Origin of the sequence: Caballeronia jiangsuensis, assembly GCF_046030135.1 — a bacterium.
In the GTDB taxonomy this organism is placed as follows: domain Bacteria; phylum Pseudomonadota; class Gammaproteobacteria; order Burkholderiales; family Burkholderiaceae; genus Caballeronia; species Caballeronia jiangsuensis.
Genome location: NZ_JAQQDB010000013.1, coordinates 189,446 through 204,829, shown reverse-complemented (window position 1 = coordinate 204,829; position 15,384 = coordinate 189,446). Strand labels below are relative to the sequence as shown.

The 15,384-nt window shown below is 63.0% G+C and carries 14 protein-coding genes; 3 read left to right on the top strand and 11 right to left on the bottom strand.

The window, feature by feature from the left end; translation table 11 throughout:
* Positions 1–97: 97 nt before the first annotated feature.
* From PQR08_RS16390 to PQR08_RS16375, 4 genes are all read right to left on the bottom strand, one after another.
* A complete protein-coding gene (locus tag PQR08_RS16390) occupies positions 98–1,183 on the bottom strand; it encodes a BMP family ABC transporter substrate-binding protein (RefSeq protein ID WP_187604874.1) in 1,086 nt (361 codons plus the stop codon).
* 106 nt (positions 1,184–1,289) lie between these two features.
* Positions 1,290–2,219, bottom strand: coding sequence for an ABC transporter permease (locus PQR08_RS16385; protein WP_250483521.1), 930 nt, complete (start codon positions 2,217–2,219; stop codon positions 1,290–1,292).
* A 13-nt stretch (positions 2,220–2,232) separates the two neighbouring features.
* Complete coding sequence (locus PQR08_RS16380) at positions 2,233–3,339, bottom strand: ABC transporter permease (RefSeq protein WP_250483520.1); 1,107 nt, start codon at positions 3,337–3,339, stop codon at positions 2,233–2,235.
* A 5-nt stretch (positions 3,340–3,344) separates the two neighbouring features.
* Complete coding sequence (locus tag PQR08_RS16375; protein WP_238295851.1) at positions 3,345–4,919, bottom strand: ABC transporter ATP-binding protein; 1,575 nt, start codon at positions 4,917–4,919, stop codon at positions 3,345–3,347.
* Between the two features lie 271 nt (positions 4,920–5,190).
* On the opposite strand from PQR08_RS16375, the gene PQR08_RS16370 reads away from it, so the two are divergent.
* Positions 5,191–6,123, top strand: a complete 933-nt coding sequence (locus tag PQR08_RS16370; protein WP_035498841.1) for a LysR substrate-binding domain-containing protein — start codon at positions 5,191–5,193, stop codon at positions 6,121–6,123.
* 686 nt (positions 6,124–6,809) lie between these two features.
* Here PQR08_RS16370 and PQR08_RS16365 read toward each other — a convergent pair.
* Positions 6,810–8,174, bottom strand: a complete 1,365-nt coding sequence (locus tag PQR08_RS16365) for an 8-oxoguanine deaminase (protein WP_250483519.1) — start codon at positions 8,172–8,174, stop codon at positions 6,810–6,812.
* A gap of 484 nt (positions 8,175–8,658) precedes the next feature.
* Here PQR08_RS16365 and uraH point away from each other — a divergent pair, with 484 nt between their 5' ends.
* Both uraH and PQR08_RS16355 read left to right on the top strand, forming a co-directional pair.
* On the top strand, positions 8,659–9,012 hold the full coding sequence (gene uraH, locus PQR08_RS16360) for a hydroxyisourate hydrolase (RefSeq protein WP_035498845.1): 354 nt from the start codon (positions 8,659–8,661) through the stop codon (positions 9,010–9,012).
* A gap of 73 nt (positions 9,013–9,085) precedes the next feature.
* Positions 9,086–10,279: a urate hydroxylase PuuD gene (locus PQR08_RS16355; protein WP_035498847.1), complete on the top strand. Its 1,194-nt coding sequence runs from the start codon at positions 9,086–9,088 to the stop codon at positions 10,277–10,279.
* Positions 10,280–10,336: 57 nt separating this feature from the next.
* On the opposite strand, the gene ltaE is transcribed toward PQR08_RS16355, so the two are convergent.
* The 6 genes from ltaE to PQR08_RS16325 form a co-directional block, all read right to left on the bottom strand.
* On the bottom strand, positions 10,337–11,341 hold the full coding sequence (gene ltaE, locus PQR08_RS16350) for a low-specificity L-threonine aldolase (protein ID WP_250483518.1): 1,005 nt from the start codon (positions 11,339–11,341) through the stop codon (positions 10,337–10,339).
* Positions 11,342–11,443: 102 nt separating this feature from the next.
* Entirely contained in the window at positions 11,444–11,947 is a 504-nt protein-coding gene (locus PQR08_RS16345; RefSeq protein ID WP_035498850.1) for an ureidoglycolate lyase, read from the bottom strand.
* Positions 11,947–12,957: an allantoicase gene (alc, locus tag PQR08_RS16340; protein WP_250483517.1), complete on the bottom strand. Its 1,011-nt coding sequence runs from the start codon at positions 12,955–12,957 to the stop codon at positions 11,947–11,949. Before alc ends, PQR08_RS16345 begins: the two co-directional genes overlap by 1 nt.
* 46 nt (positions 12,958–13,003) lie before the next feature.
* The gene (gene uraD / locus PQR08_RS16335) at positions 13,004–13,528 is read right to left on the bottom strand and encodes a 2-oxo-4-hydroxy-4-carboxy-5-ureidoimidazoline decarboxylase (RefSeq protein WP_250483516.1); all 525 of its coding nucleotides are present in this window, start codon (positions 13,526–13,528) and stop codon (positions 13,004–13,006) included.
* The gene (puuE, locus tag PQR08_RS16330) at positions 13,525–14,475 is read right to left on the bottom strand and encodes an allantoinase PuuE (RefSeq protein WP_250483515.1); all 951 of its coding nucleotides are present in this window, start codon (positions 14,473–14,475) and stop codon (positions 13,525–13,527) included. Before puuE ends, uraD begins: the two co-directional genes overlap by 4 nt.
* Before the next feature lie 135 nt (positions 14,476–14,610).
* On the bottom strand, positions 14,611–15,345 hold the full coding sequence (locus PQR08_RS16325; RefSeq protein ID WP_238210468.1) for an aspartate/glutamate racemase family protein: 735 nt from the start codon (positions 15,343–15,345) through the stop codon (positions 14,611–14,613).
* Positions 15,346–15,384: the final 39 nt, after the last annotated feature.

Genomic DNA, 15,384 nt, shown 5'->3' with positions numbered 1-15,384 from the left:
CCTACTTTCTTTGCAGCAGCAAAGAAAGTAGGTGCCGCCCCGCACAGGGGCAGTGCTAATAAACCGACACGATCACGGGATCAATCGCAAAAAAACCTTACTTCGGCAACGACCCGTCGACCCCCTCGACATACCAGTTGATCCGCTGCAGCTCCGGATCGGAAAGCGTCTTGCCCGCCGGCACCTTCTCCGCCCCCGACTGATCCTTGATCGGACCACTGAACACATCCCACTTGCCCGTATGCAGTTCGTCACGCTTCGCGGCAACCGCCTGCACCGCCTTCGCGGGAATCGCGCCAGTGTTCAAATCTTCGAGATCGACAGCCTTCTGCGGAATGCCAAGCCACACCGGATCGTTCTTCCACTTGCCGTCGAGCACTTGCTGGATCACCGTGTTGTAGTACACACCCCAGTGCGCGACCACCGAGCCCAGATGCGCGCTCGGGCCGAACTTCTTCATGTTCGAATCCCAGCCGAACGCGAAGACCTTCTTCTCGGCGGCGGTATTGAGCGTCGCATTCGAATCCGTGTTCTGCAGCAGCACGTCGGCACCCTGCCCGATCAGCGTTTCGGCAGCCTGCTTTTCCTTGCCCGGATCGAACCAGCTATTGATCCAGATGACCTTCGTATGGACCTTCGGGTTCACGGAGCGCGCGCCCATCGTGTAAGCGTTGATGTTGCGCACGACTTCCGGAATCGGCACCGACGCGACGAAGCCGAGCGTGTTGGTCTTCGTCACGTAGCCCGCGGCGACGCCCGCCAGATACGCACCCTGATACATGCGCACGTCATACGTGCCGAAGTTCTTCGCCTTCTTGAAGCCCGTTGCCGTCAGGAAGATGGTGTCCGGGAAATCCTTCGCGACCTTCAGCGCAAAATCCTGATAGCCGAAGCTCGTCGCGAAGATGACCTTGTTGCCCTTGTTCGCGAGATCGCGGAACACGCGCTCCGAATCCGCCGACTCAGGCACGTTCTCCACGCGCGTGATCTTGATCTTGCTGCCGAACTTCGCTTCGGCTTCCTTGCTGCCCGCATCGTGCGCGAAGGTCCAGCCCGCATCGCCCGGATTGCCGAGATAGACGAACGCGACGCCCGGCGCATCCGCCGCCCGCGCGCTCAGGGCCGCGACGGTGGCGGACAATGCGACCGTCGCAGTGATCGCCTTCAGCCATGGTTTATTCATTGTGATTCTCCTGGTCGATGTTGTGTGAAGCGGTCATGCAGCCCCGCGTCAGTTTGGTCGGTCAAAAATGAGAGCGAAACCGCGATGCTGCGCGAGAACAACAGCATCAGCTCGCCGCGAAAAACGGCTTGCCGAGCGATGCGGGCGCGTTGAGCTTGATCGTGTTCGGGTTGCGCGAGATGAGCACGAGCACGACGATCGTTGCGATATAAGGCAGCATCGCGAGGAACTGCGTCGGTACGGGCACGCCGATCGCCTGCGCGTAAAACTGCAGCGCCATCACCGCGCCGAAGAGCAGCGCACCGATCAGCAGGCGGCCCGGCCTCCAGGTCGCGAACACGACGAGCGCAAGCGCAATCCAGCCGCGGCCTGAAGTCAACTGTTCCTGCCAAACATGTAGATAGACGATCGAGTAGTAGCCGCCCGCGATACCGGCCATCGCGCCGCCGAAGAGCGTCGCGCCATAACGCACGCCGACGACCGGAAAGCCCACCGCATGCGCGACCGCGGGCGATTCGCCGACCGAACGCAGCACGAGCCCCGCGCGCGTCTTGTAGAGAAGCCAGCCGATCACGCCGAACATGATGAACGCGAGATAGCCGAGCGGCGTGAGCGAGAAGATCGCGGGGCCGAGCACGGGAATGTTCGCGAGGCCGGGAAGCGGCATCACGTCGATGCTCGCGCGCACTGCCGCCGACGTATACGGCTTGCCGACATACGCCGAAAAGCCGATGCCGAAGATCGTCAGCGACAGGCCCGTCGCGACCTGATTGGCGAGCATCGTGATGGTGAGAAAGCCGAACAGCAGCGCCATCGCGAGTCCCGCGAACACGGACGCGACGATGCCCAGCCACGGACTTCCGGTGATCGCGGTGACGGCGTAGCCGGTGACGGCGCCCATCAGCATCATCCCTTCGACGCCGAGATTCAGGACGCCCGATTTTTCGGCGACGAGTTCGCCCGCGCCCGCGTACATCAGCGGGATGGCGGCGATCACGGCGCTCGACGCGAGGTTGCTGGCCTGATTGATGTCCATTTTTATTGCCTCGTCATGCGGCGTGATGCGCAGGCGTCCTGCGCTTGATGCGGTAATTCACGAACAGATCGCAGCCGAGCAGGCAAAAGAGCAGCAAGCCCTGGAACACGCCCGCGAGCGCTTGCGGCAATTGCAGCGAGGTCTGCACGGCTTCGCCGCCGAGATACAGGAGCGCCATCAGCAGGCTCGCGAGCACGATGCCCACCGGATGCAGTCGTCCCACGAACACGACGATGATCGCCGTGAAGCCGTAGCCCGGCGACCAGCCCGCCTGAAGCTGGCCGATCGGACCGGCCACTTCGCCCATGCCGGCAAGGCCCGCGAGGCCGCCGGACAAGAGCAGCGATGTCCAGATTGTTTTCTTGTCGGAGAAACCGGCGTAGCGCGCGGCGAGCGGTGCAAGACCGCCGACGTTCATCCGGAAGCCCGCGAAGCTCTTGCGCATGAAGAGCCACACGCACGGAATCGCGATCGCCGTCAGAAACACCGACGCGTTGATGCGCGTGCCCTTGAGCCACGTCCAGTGCCAGTCGCCGTAGAGACGCGGGAACAGCGCATCGTCGCCGAACATCGCCGAGATCGGGAAGTTCATGCCTTCCGGGTCGCGCCACGGGCCGCTCACCAGATAGATCAGCAATTGCGCCGCGACGTAGGTGAGCATCAGGCTCGTCAGGATTTCATTGGTGTTGAAGCGGCTCTTCAGCAGCGCGGGAATCCCCGCCCACACCATCCCGCCGATGACGCCGCCCGCCATCATCAGCGGCAGCGTCCACCATCCGGACGCATCGCCGACATGGATCGCGATGCCGCCCGCGACGATGCCGCCGAGCAGCATCTGCCCTTCCGCGCCAATGTTCCACACGTTCGCGCGATAGCCGACCGCGAGCCCGAGTCCGATCAGGCACAGTGGCGACGCTTTCAGCACGAGCTCGGACCAGCCGTTGACGCTCGACAGCGGCTCGATGAAGAACGCGTGCATCGCGCGCAACGGGTCCTGGCCGACGAGACTGAAAATCAGAAAGCCGATGACGAGCGTCGCGACGGCGGCAACCACCGGCACCGCGAGCTGCATGGCGCGCGAGGGCGTCGGGCGCGCTTCGAGTCGATAGGGGAAGATCATCGTGCTTAATGCTTCAAGAGAGAGTCGGGTTCGGCGGCGGGCGCGGACTTGCCTTCGAAAAGACCGGCCATGAAGAGGCCGACTTCCTCCGCGTTGGTTTCGCTCGTCTTGCGCACCGGCGAGAGCTTGCCGCGCGCGATCACGGCGAGCCGGTCGCAGATGTCGAAGAGTTCTTCGAGCTCCTCGGAAATGACGAGGATCGCCACGCCCCGCGCCGACAGATCGAGCAGTTGCTGGCGGATGAAGCCCGCCGCGCCGACATCGACGCCCCAGGTCGGCTGCGCGACCACGAGCACCTTCGGCTCCTGAAGAATCTCGCGCCCGACGATGAACTTCTGCAGGTTGCCGCCCGACAGGCTCTGCGCGAGCGCATCGCTGCCGCCGCAGCGCACGTCGAACGACTTGATGCAGCGCTCGGCGAATGATTTCACCGTGCCCGATCTGATCCAGCCGCCGCGCACCATGTTCTCGCGATGCGCGGTGAGCAGACCGTTATCGGCGAGGGACATCGCCGGAACCGCGCCGCGCCCGAGGCGTTCCTCGGGCACGAACGCGAAGCCGAGCCGGCGCCGTCCGCCCGCGGTCAGACGCGCGGCGGGCTTGCCGCAGATCGAGACGGCATCGGGCGCGACGTGCCGGTCGCGGATTTCGCCCGAGAGCGCCGCGAGCAGTTCCGCCTGTCCGTTGCCCGACACGCCCGCGATGCCGAAGATCTCGCCCGCGTGCACGGAAAACGAGACGTTCTCGAGCGATGTCCCGAACGGATCGGGACTCGCCACCGACAGGTTCTTCACCGCGAGCCGCACGTCGCCCGGATTGTGCTCGCGGCGCGTGTAGTCGGGCAGCGAATGACCGACCATCAGTTGCGCGAGCGATGCCTGCGTTTCCTTGCGCGGATCGACGTTGCCGGTCACGCGCCCGCCTCGCATCACGGTGGCGTTTTCGCAGAGCGACTGGATTTCGTCGAGCTTGTGGCTGATGTAGAGAATGCTGCAACCCTCGGAGGCGAGGCGTCGCAGCACCTTGAAGAGCTTCTGCACGGCCTGCGGCGTGAGCACCGAGGTCGGCTCGTCCATGATGAGCAGACGCGGATTCTGCAGCAGACAGCGCACGATTTCCACGCGTTGCCGCTCGCCGACGGTGAGGCTGTGCACGTGCCGTTGCGGATCGACATCGAGGCCGTAGTCCTTCGACACTTCCCGGATGCGTTTGCCGAGCGCCTTCATGTCGAACTTCTCGTCGAGGGCGAGCGCGATGTTCTCGCCGACCGTCAGCGTCTCGAACAGCGAGAAGTGCTGAAACACCATGCCGATGCCGAGCTTGCGCGCGGCGGCCGGACTGCCGATCTCGACCGTTTCGCCCTGCCAGCGGATTTCGCCTTCATCCGGGCGCACCGCGCCGTAGATGATCTTCATCAGCGTGGATTTGCCCGCGCCGTTCTCGCCGAGCACGGCGTGAATTTCCCCCGGCATGACGACGAGATTCACGCCGTCGTTCGCCTTGACGGACGGATACTGTTTGCTGATACCCGACAACGCCAGGCGCGGTGGCGTCATCGACGTGGAAATGGCGTCGCCCATTGCAATCCAGAAATGCGCCTGGCCACCGAGCAGACCGGGCTGGAAAGGTTACCGCTCACGAGCGCGTGACACGGCGGTGTCGCACAAACTCATATCGCGGGCAGAATTTACAGAATTCGGAACGCTAAGTCGATAACTCAAAATTATGTGTTGCGTACCGCTAAAGCCAGTGTTTGCGGGTAAGCCACACCTTGACGAAATTTTTACGTCATATTAAAAATGATATGTTGCACCCCCGCATCGATCAGCCAGAACATATAGTGGAGATAACATGAGTCAGCAACGCGAGGCGATCGATACGTATCTGTTACGCGTCTTGCATACCCTCTTGATGGAACGCAGCGTGACGCGTGCGGCCGTCAAGCTCAATCAGTCGCAACCCGCCATCAGCGCCGCTTTGCGCCGGTTGCGCGATATCACCGGTGACCCGTTGCTCGTGCGCGGCAAGTCCGGCATGGTGCCGACCGAATATGGTCTGCGCCTGCTCGAACCTACGCAAAACGCGCTGCGCGAAATCGAGCGCATCAAGGTCCAGCAGCACAACTTCGATCCTTCGACGTCGGTGCGGTGCTATCGCATCGGCTGTCCCGACTATCTGAACGTGCTGTTCGTGCCGACCGTCGTCGAACGATTCCGGCAGGCTGCGCCCGACGCGACGCTCGAGTTCCATTCGCTCGGCCCCGCGTTCGATTACGAGCTGGCGCTCGAGGACGGCAAGCTCGATATCGTCGTAGGCAACTGGCCCGAGCCGCCCGAACAGTTGCATCTTTCCAATCTGTTCGTCGACAAGATCGTGTGTCTCGTCAGCAATCAGCATCCGTTCGCCAAGCGCGGCGGGCTCACGCTCGATCAGTACCTGAACGCGCCGCATCTCGCGCCGACGCCCTATTCCGTCGGGCAGCGCGGAGCGATCGACGTGCATCTCGCGCGGGAGCGTTTGAAGCGTCATGTCGTCGTTACGTTGCCGTATTTCAATCTCGCGCCTTATGTGTTGATCAAGTCGGATCTCGTCTTCACGACGACGCGGCTTTTCGCGGACCATTACGCGCGGTTTCTGCCGCTCGCGGTCGTGCCCGCGCCGCTCGATTTCCCGCCGATGCAGTATTACCAGTTGTGGCATGAGCGGTGTCATTATTCCGATGAGGTTCGCTGGCTGCGGGGGCTCGTCGCCGAGGCGACGCGGTCGTTGATCGATCAGCCTTGAGGTTGCTTCTTGGTTTTTCGCTCGCTTGTCTTTGCGTTCGTTCGTGAAACCTGTTTTCGCGTCGGTCTATTTGCTCTGCCCCTCCCCGGGGCGGGGGTCACTTTCTTTGCTGCTGCAAAGAAAGTAACCAAAGAAACAGCTATCCCCAGCCTAAGCACTTCACACCGGCCGCGGCACAGGCGATTGGCCTAATGGCCCGGCAGTAGCGAGTGCCCCCACAAGCAGATAAGGGCTTGGATCGCGCACGGTCTGCCGCACCAAATGTTTTAGCGCGCTGGTTCAGCACTAAATAGCTCCGGCCCGCTTCGCGGCCGACCGGTCAATCGGGTCTGCGTGTGCTTCTTCTTCGATGGTTTCCCTCGCATACCCAACGGCAGCGCGTAGCGCTGTGCCGAAACTATTTCGTGCTGAACCAGCGTCCTAAAACGTCTAGCGCGGCAGACCGTGCGCGAGCCAAGCCCGGTTGGTCCTTCGAGGGCGACACTTAGGCGAGTGCCGCCTGCGGCTGGCAAGCATGGCCAACGTGCGTGTGACCGCGGGCTCGAACGAGCTGCTTTCTTTGGTTACTTTCTTTGCAGCAGCAAAGAAAGTGACCCCCGCCCCGGGGAGGGGCAGTGCTAATGGACCGACACGAATTCAGGCCATCCACAAAAGCCGAAGCAAAGCCCCCCGCCCAAACCGAACCCTCACAAACCCGAAGCCTCAACCAGCCCCCGCGCCAGGCGATTATGGCGCTCCACCACCGCGCCCAAATCGACCGTCGTCAACCGCCCATCCTTCACCACGATCTTCCCATCGATAACACTCGTCGACACCTGCGACGGCGCGCAGAACACCAGCGCCGCCACGGGATCATGCAACGCGCCCGCGAACGCCGTCTGCGAAAGATCGAACGACACGAAATCCGCCGCCATCCCAGGCGCGAGCGCGCCGATATCATCGCGGTTGAGCACTTTCGCGCCGCCGAGCGTCGCGATTTCAAGCGCCTCGCGCGCCGTCATCGCATCCGGACCGAACCCGACACGCTGCAAAAGCAGCGCCTGCCGCACTTCGGCGACCATCTGCGCGCCATCGTTCGACGCCGAGCCGTCCACGCCGATACCAACCGGCACGCCCGCATCACGCATCGCGTGGATCGGCGCGATGCCGGACGCCAGGCGCATGTTCGAGCAGGGGCAATGCGCGACGCCCGTTCCCGTGCGCGCGAACAGTTCGATGCCCGCCTTGTCCAGTTGCACGCAGTGCGCATGCCACACGTCATGCCCGACCCAGCCGAGGTCCTCGGCATATTCGGCGGGCGTCATGCCGAATTTCTCGCGGCTGTACGCGACATCGTTCACGTTCTCGGCCAGATGCGTGTGCAGCGACACGCCGTATTCGCGCGCAAGCAGCGCCGCGTCGCGCATCAATTCGCGGCTCACCGAAAACGGCGAGCAAGGCGCGACGACCACGCGCAACATCGCGTAGCGGCCTTCGTCGTGATACGTCTCGATCAGGCGCTGCGAGTCCTTCAGAATCGCGTCCTCCTTTTCGACGACCGAATCGGGCGGCAAGCCGCCATCCCTCCGTCCCACGCTCATGCTGCCGCGCGCCGCATGAAAACGCATGCCGATTTCGCGCGCCGCCGCGATGCTGTCATCGAGCCGGCTGCCGTTCGGATAGATATACAGATGGTCGCTCGACGTCGTGCAGCCGGAAAGCAGCAGTTCGGCCATCGCGGTCTTGGTCGAGATGTCGATCATGTCGGGCGTGAGATGCGCCCAGATCTTGTAGAGATTCGTGAGCCAGCCGAACAGCTCGGCGTTCTGCGCCGCGGGAATCGCCCGCGTCAGGCTCTGATACATGTGATGGTGCGTGTTGACGAGCCCCGGAATCACGAGATGGCCGCGCATGTCGAGCACCTCGTCGGCGGTTTGCGGCAGTTCGCTCGTCGGTCCCGCCTGCACGATCCGGTTGTCTTCGATATACATGCCGCCGTCGCAAATTTCACGGCGCTGCTCGTCCATCGTGACGAGCATGTGAGCGTTTTTGACCAAAAGACTGCGTGGCATCTGCGTTATCTCCAGAGACGGTAAAGGGAACCAGTAAAAGCCCCGGTTACCCAGCGTCTGCCGCCGTCTTCGGGACGCGGCAAATATCCATCGATACTGCGCGCACCGCCACTGTCCGCAATCAAAAAATCGGACGCAATCAGACTGCCGTCATAGTCGTCTTCACGGCGGCGATATATTCCCGATTTTTGGCGCGGGTAGCATCGCCGGAAGAGTCGTCGGGAAGCCGCCGGGAACGTCGGCGAACCCTTTGCGGCAAGGCTTACGCGCCGCTGTCATGCGTTGGGCATTATCTTTCCTATCGCGGGCGCACAGCGCGTCTCAAATTCCTACAATGCTGTACACGGCGCGCATCTGAAACGCCGACGGGTATGTAGCCACTGACGTGGAGCCTCGATCCGCCGCAGACGCACTGACGTTTCAAGGTGCCGAATTTCGGATCGATGCGCAAAGCCGGATCTCGCACAACTCAAGGAAACTGCGAATGGGCAAGCTCACCACCCACGTCCTCGACACCGCGCACGGCCGCCCGGGCGCAAACATCAAAGTCGAGCTGTTCGCGCTCAACGGCGACGCCCGCCGCGCGATCAAGACCATCCACACCAACGACGACGGCCGCGCCGATGCGCCGCTGCTCGAAGGCGCCGATCTCGAAACCGGCGAATACGAACTGGTGTTCCACGCGGGCGACTACTTCGCCACGATCGGCGTGAAGGTGCCCGAGCCGCGCTTCGTCGATCGCGTCGTGTTGCGCTTCGGCATCGCGGATTCCGGCGCGCACTATCACGTGCCGCTGCTCGTATCGCCGTGGGCGTACAGCACATATCGCGGCAGCTAAAAACATATATATATCGCGCCCGTCCCCATCAATCTGACGATGTGCGCATAACGAATCGGTAGTGGAGGAGTACATGGAAGGCTTTGTCACCGACTGGCTCAATCTCGTATTGCGCTGTCTGCACGTCATCGTCGCAATCGCATGGATCGGCGAATCGTTCTACTTCGTTGCGCTCGATAACAGTCTGAAACCGCCCACGGACCCGAACGCGCGCCGTCGCGGCGTGTTCGGCGATTTCTGGCACGTCCACGGCGGCGGTTTCTATCACATGCAGAAGTATTCCGTCGCGCCGCAGGACATGCCGGAGAACCTGCACTGGTCGTTCTGGCCGTCGTACACCACGTGGATGTCGGGCTTCGGCCTCTTCTTCGTGCTGTATCTGCTGTCGCCGAGCACCTATCTCATCGACAAGAGCGTGCTCGACATGGGCCCGGTCGTCGCAGTATCCGCCGCGCTCGGCTTCCTGATGGCCGGCTGGATCGTGTACGACACGCTGTGCCGCGTGCTCGGCACCAACGACAAGCTGCTCGGCATCTGCGTCGGCATCTACGTGCTGGTCGCTGCGTTCATTGCGTGCCACGTGTTCGCGGGCCGCGCCGCCTATCTGATCACCGGCGCGATGATCGCGACGATCATGTCGGCGAACGTGTTCTTCGTCATCATTCCGGGCCAGCGCAAGATGGTCGCCGCGATGCTCAAGGGCGAAACGCCGAACGCGATCTACGGCAAGCGCGGCAAGCAGCGCTCCGTGCACAACACGTATTTCACGCTGCCGGTCGTGTTCGCGATGCTGTCGAACCACTACGCGATGACCTACACGCACAAGTTCAACTGGCTGATTCTCGTGCTGATCATGCTGGCGGGCGCGCTCATTCGCCAGTTCTTCGTGATGCGCCATCGCGGCCAGGTGCTGTGGTACATGCCGGTCGCGGGTCTGGTGCTGGTGCTCGGCGCCTTCGCATGGACGATGCCCGCGCCGACCGTGGCTGTCGCACAGGCCGCCGGCGCGCCGACGATCAAGGTTTCCGACATTCAGCCGATCATCCAGCAACGTTGCGCGACCTGCCACTCCGCACATCCGACGATGATGGGCAGCGCGCCCGCCGGCGTGTTGCTCGATACGCCCGCCGAGATCAAGCAGAACGCTCAGCGCGTGCATCAGCAAGCCGTGACGCTGAAGGCGATGCCGCTCGGCAATGTCACGCAGATGACCGATGCCGAGCGTCAGAAGGTGGCGGCGTGGTTTGCAGGCGGCGCCGTCGAATAAGTCTGCCGTTCCGAGTCGAGAGATGCCCCGCTGATGTTCGAGCGGGGCATTTTTCATTTAGCGCGCGAAGTAGTCCTTCACCGCGCGAATGACGGTATCGATATCCGCGCGCGACACATCGCGATGCGTGACGAAGCGCGACGCATAGAGCATCTGCATGAGAATGCCGCGCTCCTTCAGAAAGGCTTCGAGCGGTGCGCAATGCGCTTCGGGAATCTGCGCGAAGACCATGTTCGTCGCGTGCGATTGCACGTCGATTCCATCGATTTGCGCGAGGCCGGCGGCGAGATAAGCAGCGTTGTCGTGATCCTGCGCGAGCGCGTCCACGTGATGATCGAGCGCATAGAGACACGCGGCGGCGAGCAGGCCCGACTGACGCATGCCGCCGCCGAGCACCTTGCGCCAGCGGCTCGCGACATCGATCAGCGCCTTCGATCCGACCAGCACCGAACCGACCGGCGCGCCCAACCCCTTCGAGAAGCAGACCGACACGCTGTCGAACGGCGCGCACAGATCCCTGACCGGCTTGTCCGACGCCACCGCGGCATTGAACACGCGCGCGCCGTCGAGATGCGTGGACAAACCGCGATCGCGCGCGAGCTGCGTCGCCTTCGCCACGTAATCGGCAGGCAGCACCTTTCCGCCGATGGTGTTCTCGAGCGCCAGCAAACGCGTGCGCGCGAAGTGGTTGTCGATCGGCTTGATCGCCGCCGCGATCTTGTCGAGCGGCAACGAGCCGTCGGGCGCGTTTTCGATCGGCTGCGGCTGAATGCTGCCGAGCACCGCCGCGCCGCCGCCTTCGTATTTGTACGTGTGCGCGGACTGCCCGACGATGTACTCGTCGCCGCGCGCGCAATGCGCCATCAACGCGGCGAGATTGCTTTGCGTGCCGCTCGGGAAGAACAGGCCCGCTTCCTTGCCCGTGCGCTCGGCAAGCGCGGCCTGAAGGCGGATGACGGTGGGATCGTCGCCCCAGACATCGTCGCCGACTTCGGCGGCCGACATGGCGGCAAGCATGGACTGGCTGGGACGGGTGACGGTATCGCTGCGAAGATCGATCATCGTTGGGTGGGGGTCATCGGAAATGAACTGCTTATCTTAACGCCCCAAAAGCAAAAGGACCGGTCTTACCGCACCGGTCCTTCCCTTGCCCGAAAAAGCGACTTAGCGCATCGCCTCGTCCGTCAGCCACAGCGATTCCTTCAGATCCTGCTCGTTGAGGTTGTGCCCTTCGCCACCGCCGCGATCGACGACGATGTAATCGCTCACCTTCCCCAACGCGAGCAGCGGATGGTGCCACACGCCTTTCGCGTAGTTCACGCCCTGCCAGCCGCTCGTGACGAACGCGCGGATCTTCGATTCGTCGAGATCGCCCGCAGGCGCGACGACGACCAGATACGGCCGGTCATCGAGCGGAATGAACGCCTGGCTGCCGAGCGGATGCCGCTCCATCATCTTGCATTCGAACGGCAGCGTGCGCGGCTGGCCGCGAAAGAGATTGACGATCGCGTGGCCGCCCTGATCCGTCACGTCCACGTTGCACAGATCGTGAAAGCGGATCGTGGTGCCGAGGTTGATCGGGATCTGCTTCGCGCCATCGAGTTCGATGACATCGCCATAAGGCTTGAACGCAGCGCGCGTCAACGGTTCGATAGCGAGCTTTTTCATCATGCGAGAGTTCCGAAGAGACGAAGACGCGACACGCCGCCGTCGGGATAGATATTGAAGCGCACGTGCGTCACCGGGCCGAGCGCCGCCACTTCCGACTCGAAGAAGTGCTGCTTGTCCATCTGCAGCTTCTGCTCGCCGAGCAGCACCGGCCAGAACATGGCCTGCGTCACGAGGGAACTGTCCGTGCCGCCTTTCACGTAAGCCGCCTGAAGCGAGCAGCGATCCGGGAAATTGCCCTTGAAGTGCGCGGTATCCACTTCGACCTTCTTGATGATGCCCGGCTGCGCCAGCGCGACGATACACCAGTCGTTGCCCGGCTCGCGACGGCGACGCGTCTCCCAGCCATCGCCCATGTTCACGCCGCGGCCCGGCATCAGCAGCGTCGATGCGAGACCGAAGTGCTGGTTGTTCGTGCCCACCATGTACGCGCCGTTTTCCATCGCGCCGAGATCGACGAGCTGGTTGCGGTCCGCGTTGCTCCAGTCGAGCTGCGGCTGGCCGTACACACGCAGACGCGCGATGCCGCCGTCCGGATAGATGTTCACGCGCAGATGCGTGAACGGCTGCTCGGTCTTGACTTCGAGATAGTGGTGATGGTTGCCCTGAAGCGTCGTCGACGGGACGATTTCCGTCCATTGCGTCGACTGATTCGGCGAACCGTCGGCGACATGCGCGCCTTCGATCGACGCCGCCGGCGGGAAGTTGCCGGTGAAGTGGCTCGTGTCGACGTCGATGCCCTTGATCACGCCCGGACGCGCCAGCTTGATGATGCACCAGTCGTAGCCCGTCGTGCGCTTGCGGCGCGTTTCCCAGCCGTCCATCCACTTGCCGTGATCGTCGTACTTGCCGGGAATGAACACCGCCGGCTCCGGGTTCAGCATGCGGTCCTTCGGCGCGAAGAAATCGTCGCTCGCCTCGAGTGCCTGCGCGCCCAGACGCGGATCCGCGAGATTCACATAGCGGCGCGTGAATTCGGGCGCGTTGGGATCGAGTGTCGGGATTGCCATTTGTCTGCTTCCTTGCTTTTCGTTCGGTTGTGAAGGTTGATGCGGATTACGCAGCCTGAATCAGGTCGTTCAGCCTGAAACGCGCGATCCGGTAGATCTGGTCGAGACTCGTGCGCAGCTCTTCGGCGCGGTCGTGATTCACGCGCTTTTCGAAGTTCGCGATGATGCCGTGACGGTCATACCCGCGCACGGCGAGAATGAACGGAAAGCCGAATTTCTCGCGATATTGCGTGTTGAGCGATTGCAGCCTGTCGAACTCTTCCTGCGTGCAGAGATCGAGGCCCGCGCCGCTTTGCTCGCGCGTCGATTCGGCCGTCAGTTCGCCGCGCACCGCCGCCTTGCCCGCGAGCTCCGGGTGCGCGTTGATGAGCGCGAGCTGCTTCTCTTCGCCCGCGGTTTCGACGATATGCGACATCACCGTGTGCAGCGTGTCGATGTCCTTGAACGGACGCTGTTGCGCCGCCGCTTCCGGCACCCATGGCGAATGTTCGAAGATGCCCGCGAGCACCGTCACGAACGTGTCGGCGGGCATGGTATTGAGTTGGTCGAGTGTGTATTGCATCGCCTTCATGCCGCCGTCCCGTTGTTGGTTTTCTCGAAAGGATGTTGCTCGCGCCAGTGACGCGCGATGTCGACACGCCGCGTAACCCACACGCGATCGTGCTTCTCGATGTGATCGAGGAATTTCTGCAGGCCGCGGAAACGCCCGGGACGTCCGAGCAGGCGGCAGTGCATGCCGATGGACAGCATCTTCGGCGCTTCGTCGCCTTCTTCGTAGAGCACGTCGAACGCGTCTTTCAGATACGTGAAGAAGTGTTCGCCCGTGTTGAAACCCTGGGGCGTCGCGAAGCGCATGTCGTTCGTGTCGAGCGTGTACGGCACGATCAGATGCGGCTTCTTCCCGCCGCCCGTCACCTCCACTTCGGTCCAGAACGGCAGGTCGTCGCCGTAGTTGTCCGAGTCGTAGAGAAAGCCGCCGTATTCCGCGACCAGCCGGTGCGTGTTGGGACTGTCGCGCCCGGTGTACCAGCCGAGCGGCCGCACGCCCGTGACGCGCTCGATCGCTTCCATGCCGAGCCGCATGTGCTCCGCCTCGCGCTCCGGCGACATGTCCTGATAGTGAATCCAGCGATACCCGTGACACGCGATTTCATGCCCCAGTTCGACGAACGCCTTCGCCAGTTCCGGGTGCCGCTCGACCGCCATGCCGACGCCGAAAATCGTCAGCGGCATGCCGCGCTTTTCGAATTCGCGCAGGATGCGCCACACGCCTGCACGCGAGCCGTATTCGTAAATCGACTCCATGCTCATGTGCCGCGAGGGATACGCCGCCGCGCCCACGATTTCCGACAGAAACTGCTCCGAGCCCGGATCGCCGTGCAGCACGCAATTCTCGCCGCCCTCTTCGTAATTGAGCACGAACTGCACGGCGACGCGCGCGCGTCCCGGCCAGTTCGCCTGCACCGGGTGGCGGCCGTAGCCGATCAGGTCGCGTGGGTATTTCGGATCGAGTGACATGGCAGGCGTTGAACTCAAGCGTTGAAAAAAGCGGGATTGTCGACGATTCAGTGTAGCTAAAAGACCCGGGCCCGCCCATACATCAGGTCAGATATTCCGGGTCACGTCGTCCGTATGTGTCGGTCCGAAACGCCATCAGCGCGGGCTGAAATCCGACAGCACGCCGTCATAGCGTTTCGCGAGCGGACGCGCATAATCGCCGCGTTTCGCGGTGTGGAGCTTCAGCGCGATCAGCGCTTCCGCCCATTTCACCGCGGCCGTCACCCCCTCCACCACCGGCGCGCCGATCGCGTCTTCTACCTCGCGGCAGAACTCAGCCATGCCCGCGCAGCCGAGGACGATCGCGTCGGAACCGTCCTCGTCGAGCGCGCGCCGGCATTCGTCGATGATCGTCTGACGCGCGGGCGAGCCCGGCACGTCGAGTTCGAGCACGGGGACGTCGGTTGCGCGCACGTTCTTGCAGAAGCGCGTCATGCCGTAGCGCTCCGCCAGATGCCAGGCCATGCCGACCGTGCGCTGCAACGTGGTCACGACGGAAAAGCCCGGCGCGATCACGCTCGCCGCGTGCATCGCCGCTTCCGCGATGCCGATCACCGGACCGCGCGCCAACTCACGCGCGGCGTAAAGGGCCGGATCGCCGAAGCAGGCGATCACGTAGCCGTCGAAGCCCTGTTTCTCTCCGGCTTCCACTTCGGCCAGAAGCCCGAGCGACGCGATCGCCTCGTCGTAATAGCCTTCGATGGACGCTGGGCCCATCGCCGGGCTGACGGCGACGATCTCCGTGCCGGGCGCGGCGACCTCGCGGGCGCAGCGGCCCATCGAGTCGGTCATGCGCTGCGTCGTGTTCGGGTTGATCAGTTTGATGCGCATTGCTGTTCTCCACACTGCTTTGGAAGGTTCTCTCAGGTT

Excerpts from the sequence above, each read along its gene's own strand:
- PQR08_RS16390 (WP_187604874.1), bottom strand. The coding sequence starts at position 1,183 with ATGAATAAACCATGGCTGAAGGCGATCACTGCGACGGTCGCATTGTCC.
- PQR08_RS16325 (WP_238210468.1), bottom strand. The coding sequence starts at position 15,345 with ATGCGCATCAAACTGATCAACCCGAACACGACGCAGCGCATGACCGAC.
- uraD (WP_250483516.1), bottom strand. The coding sequence starts at position 13,528 with ATGAAGGCGATGCAATACACACTCGACCAACTCAATACCATGCCCGCC.
- puuE (WP_250483515.1), bottom strand. The coding sequence starts at position 14,475 with ATGTCACTCGATCCGAAATACCCACGCGACCTGATCGGCTACGGCCGC.
- uraH (WP_035498845.1), top strand. The coding sequence starts at position 8,659 with ATGGGCAAGCTCACCACCCACGTCCTCGACACCGCGCACGGCCGCCCG.
- PQR08_RS16365 (WP_250483519.1), bottom strand. The coding sequence starts at position 8,174 with ATGCCACGCAGTCTTTTGGTCAAAAACGCTCACATGCTCGTCACGATG.
- PQR08_RS16355 (WP_035498847.1), top strand. The coding sequence starts at position 9,086 with ATGGAAGGCTTTGTCACCGACTGGCTCAATCTCGTATTGCGCTGTCTG.
- PQR08_RS16375 (WP_238295851.1), bottom strand. The coding sequence starts at position 4,919 with ATGGGCGACGCCATTTCCACGTCGATGACGCCACCGCGCCTGGCGTTG.
- alc (WP_250483517.1), bottom strand. The coding sequence starts at position 12,957 with ATGGCAATCCCGACACTCGATCCCAACGCGCCCGAATTCACGCGCCGC.
- PQR08_RS16345 (WP_035498850.1), bottom strand. The coding sequence starts at position 11,947 with ATGAAAAAGCTCGCTATCGAACCGTTGACGCGCGCTGCGTTCAAGCCT.
- ltaE (WP_250483518.1), bottom strand. The coding sequence starts at position 11,341 with ATGATCGATCTTCGCAGCGATACCGTCACCCGTCCCAGCCAGTCCATG.
- PQR08_RS16385 (WP_250483521.1), bottom strand. The coding sequence starts at position 2,219 with ATGGACATCAATCAGGCCAGCAACCTCGCGTCGAGCGCCGTGATCGCC.
- PQR08_RS16370 (WP_035498841.1), top strand. The coding sequence starts at position 5,191 with ATGAGTCAGCAACGCGAGGCGATCGATACGTATCTGTTACGCGTCTTG.
- PQR08_RS16380 (WP_250483520.1), bottom strand. The coding sequence starts at position 3,339 with ATGATCTTCCCCTATCGACTCGAAGCGCGCCCGACGCCCTCGCGCGCC.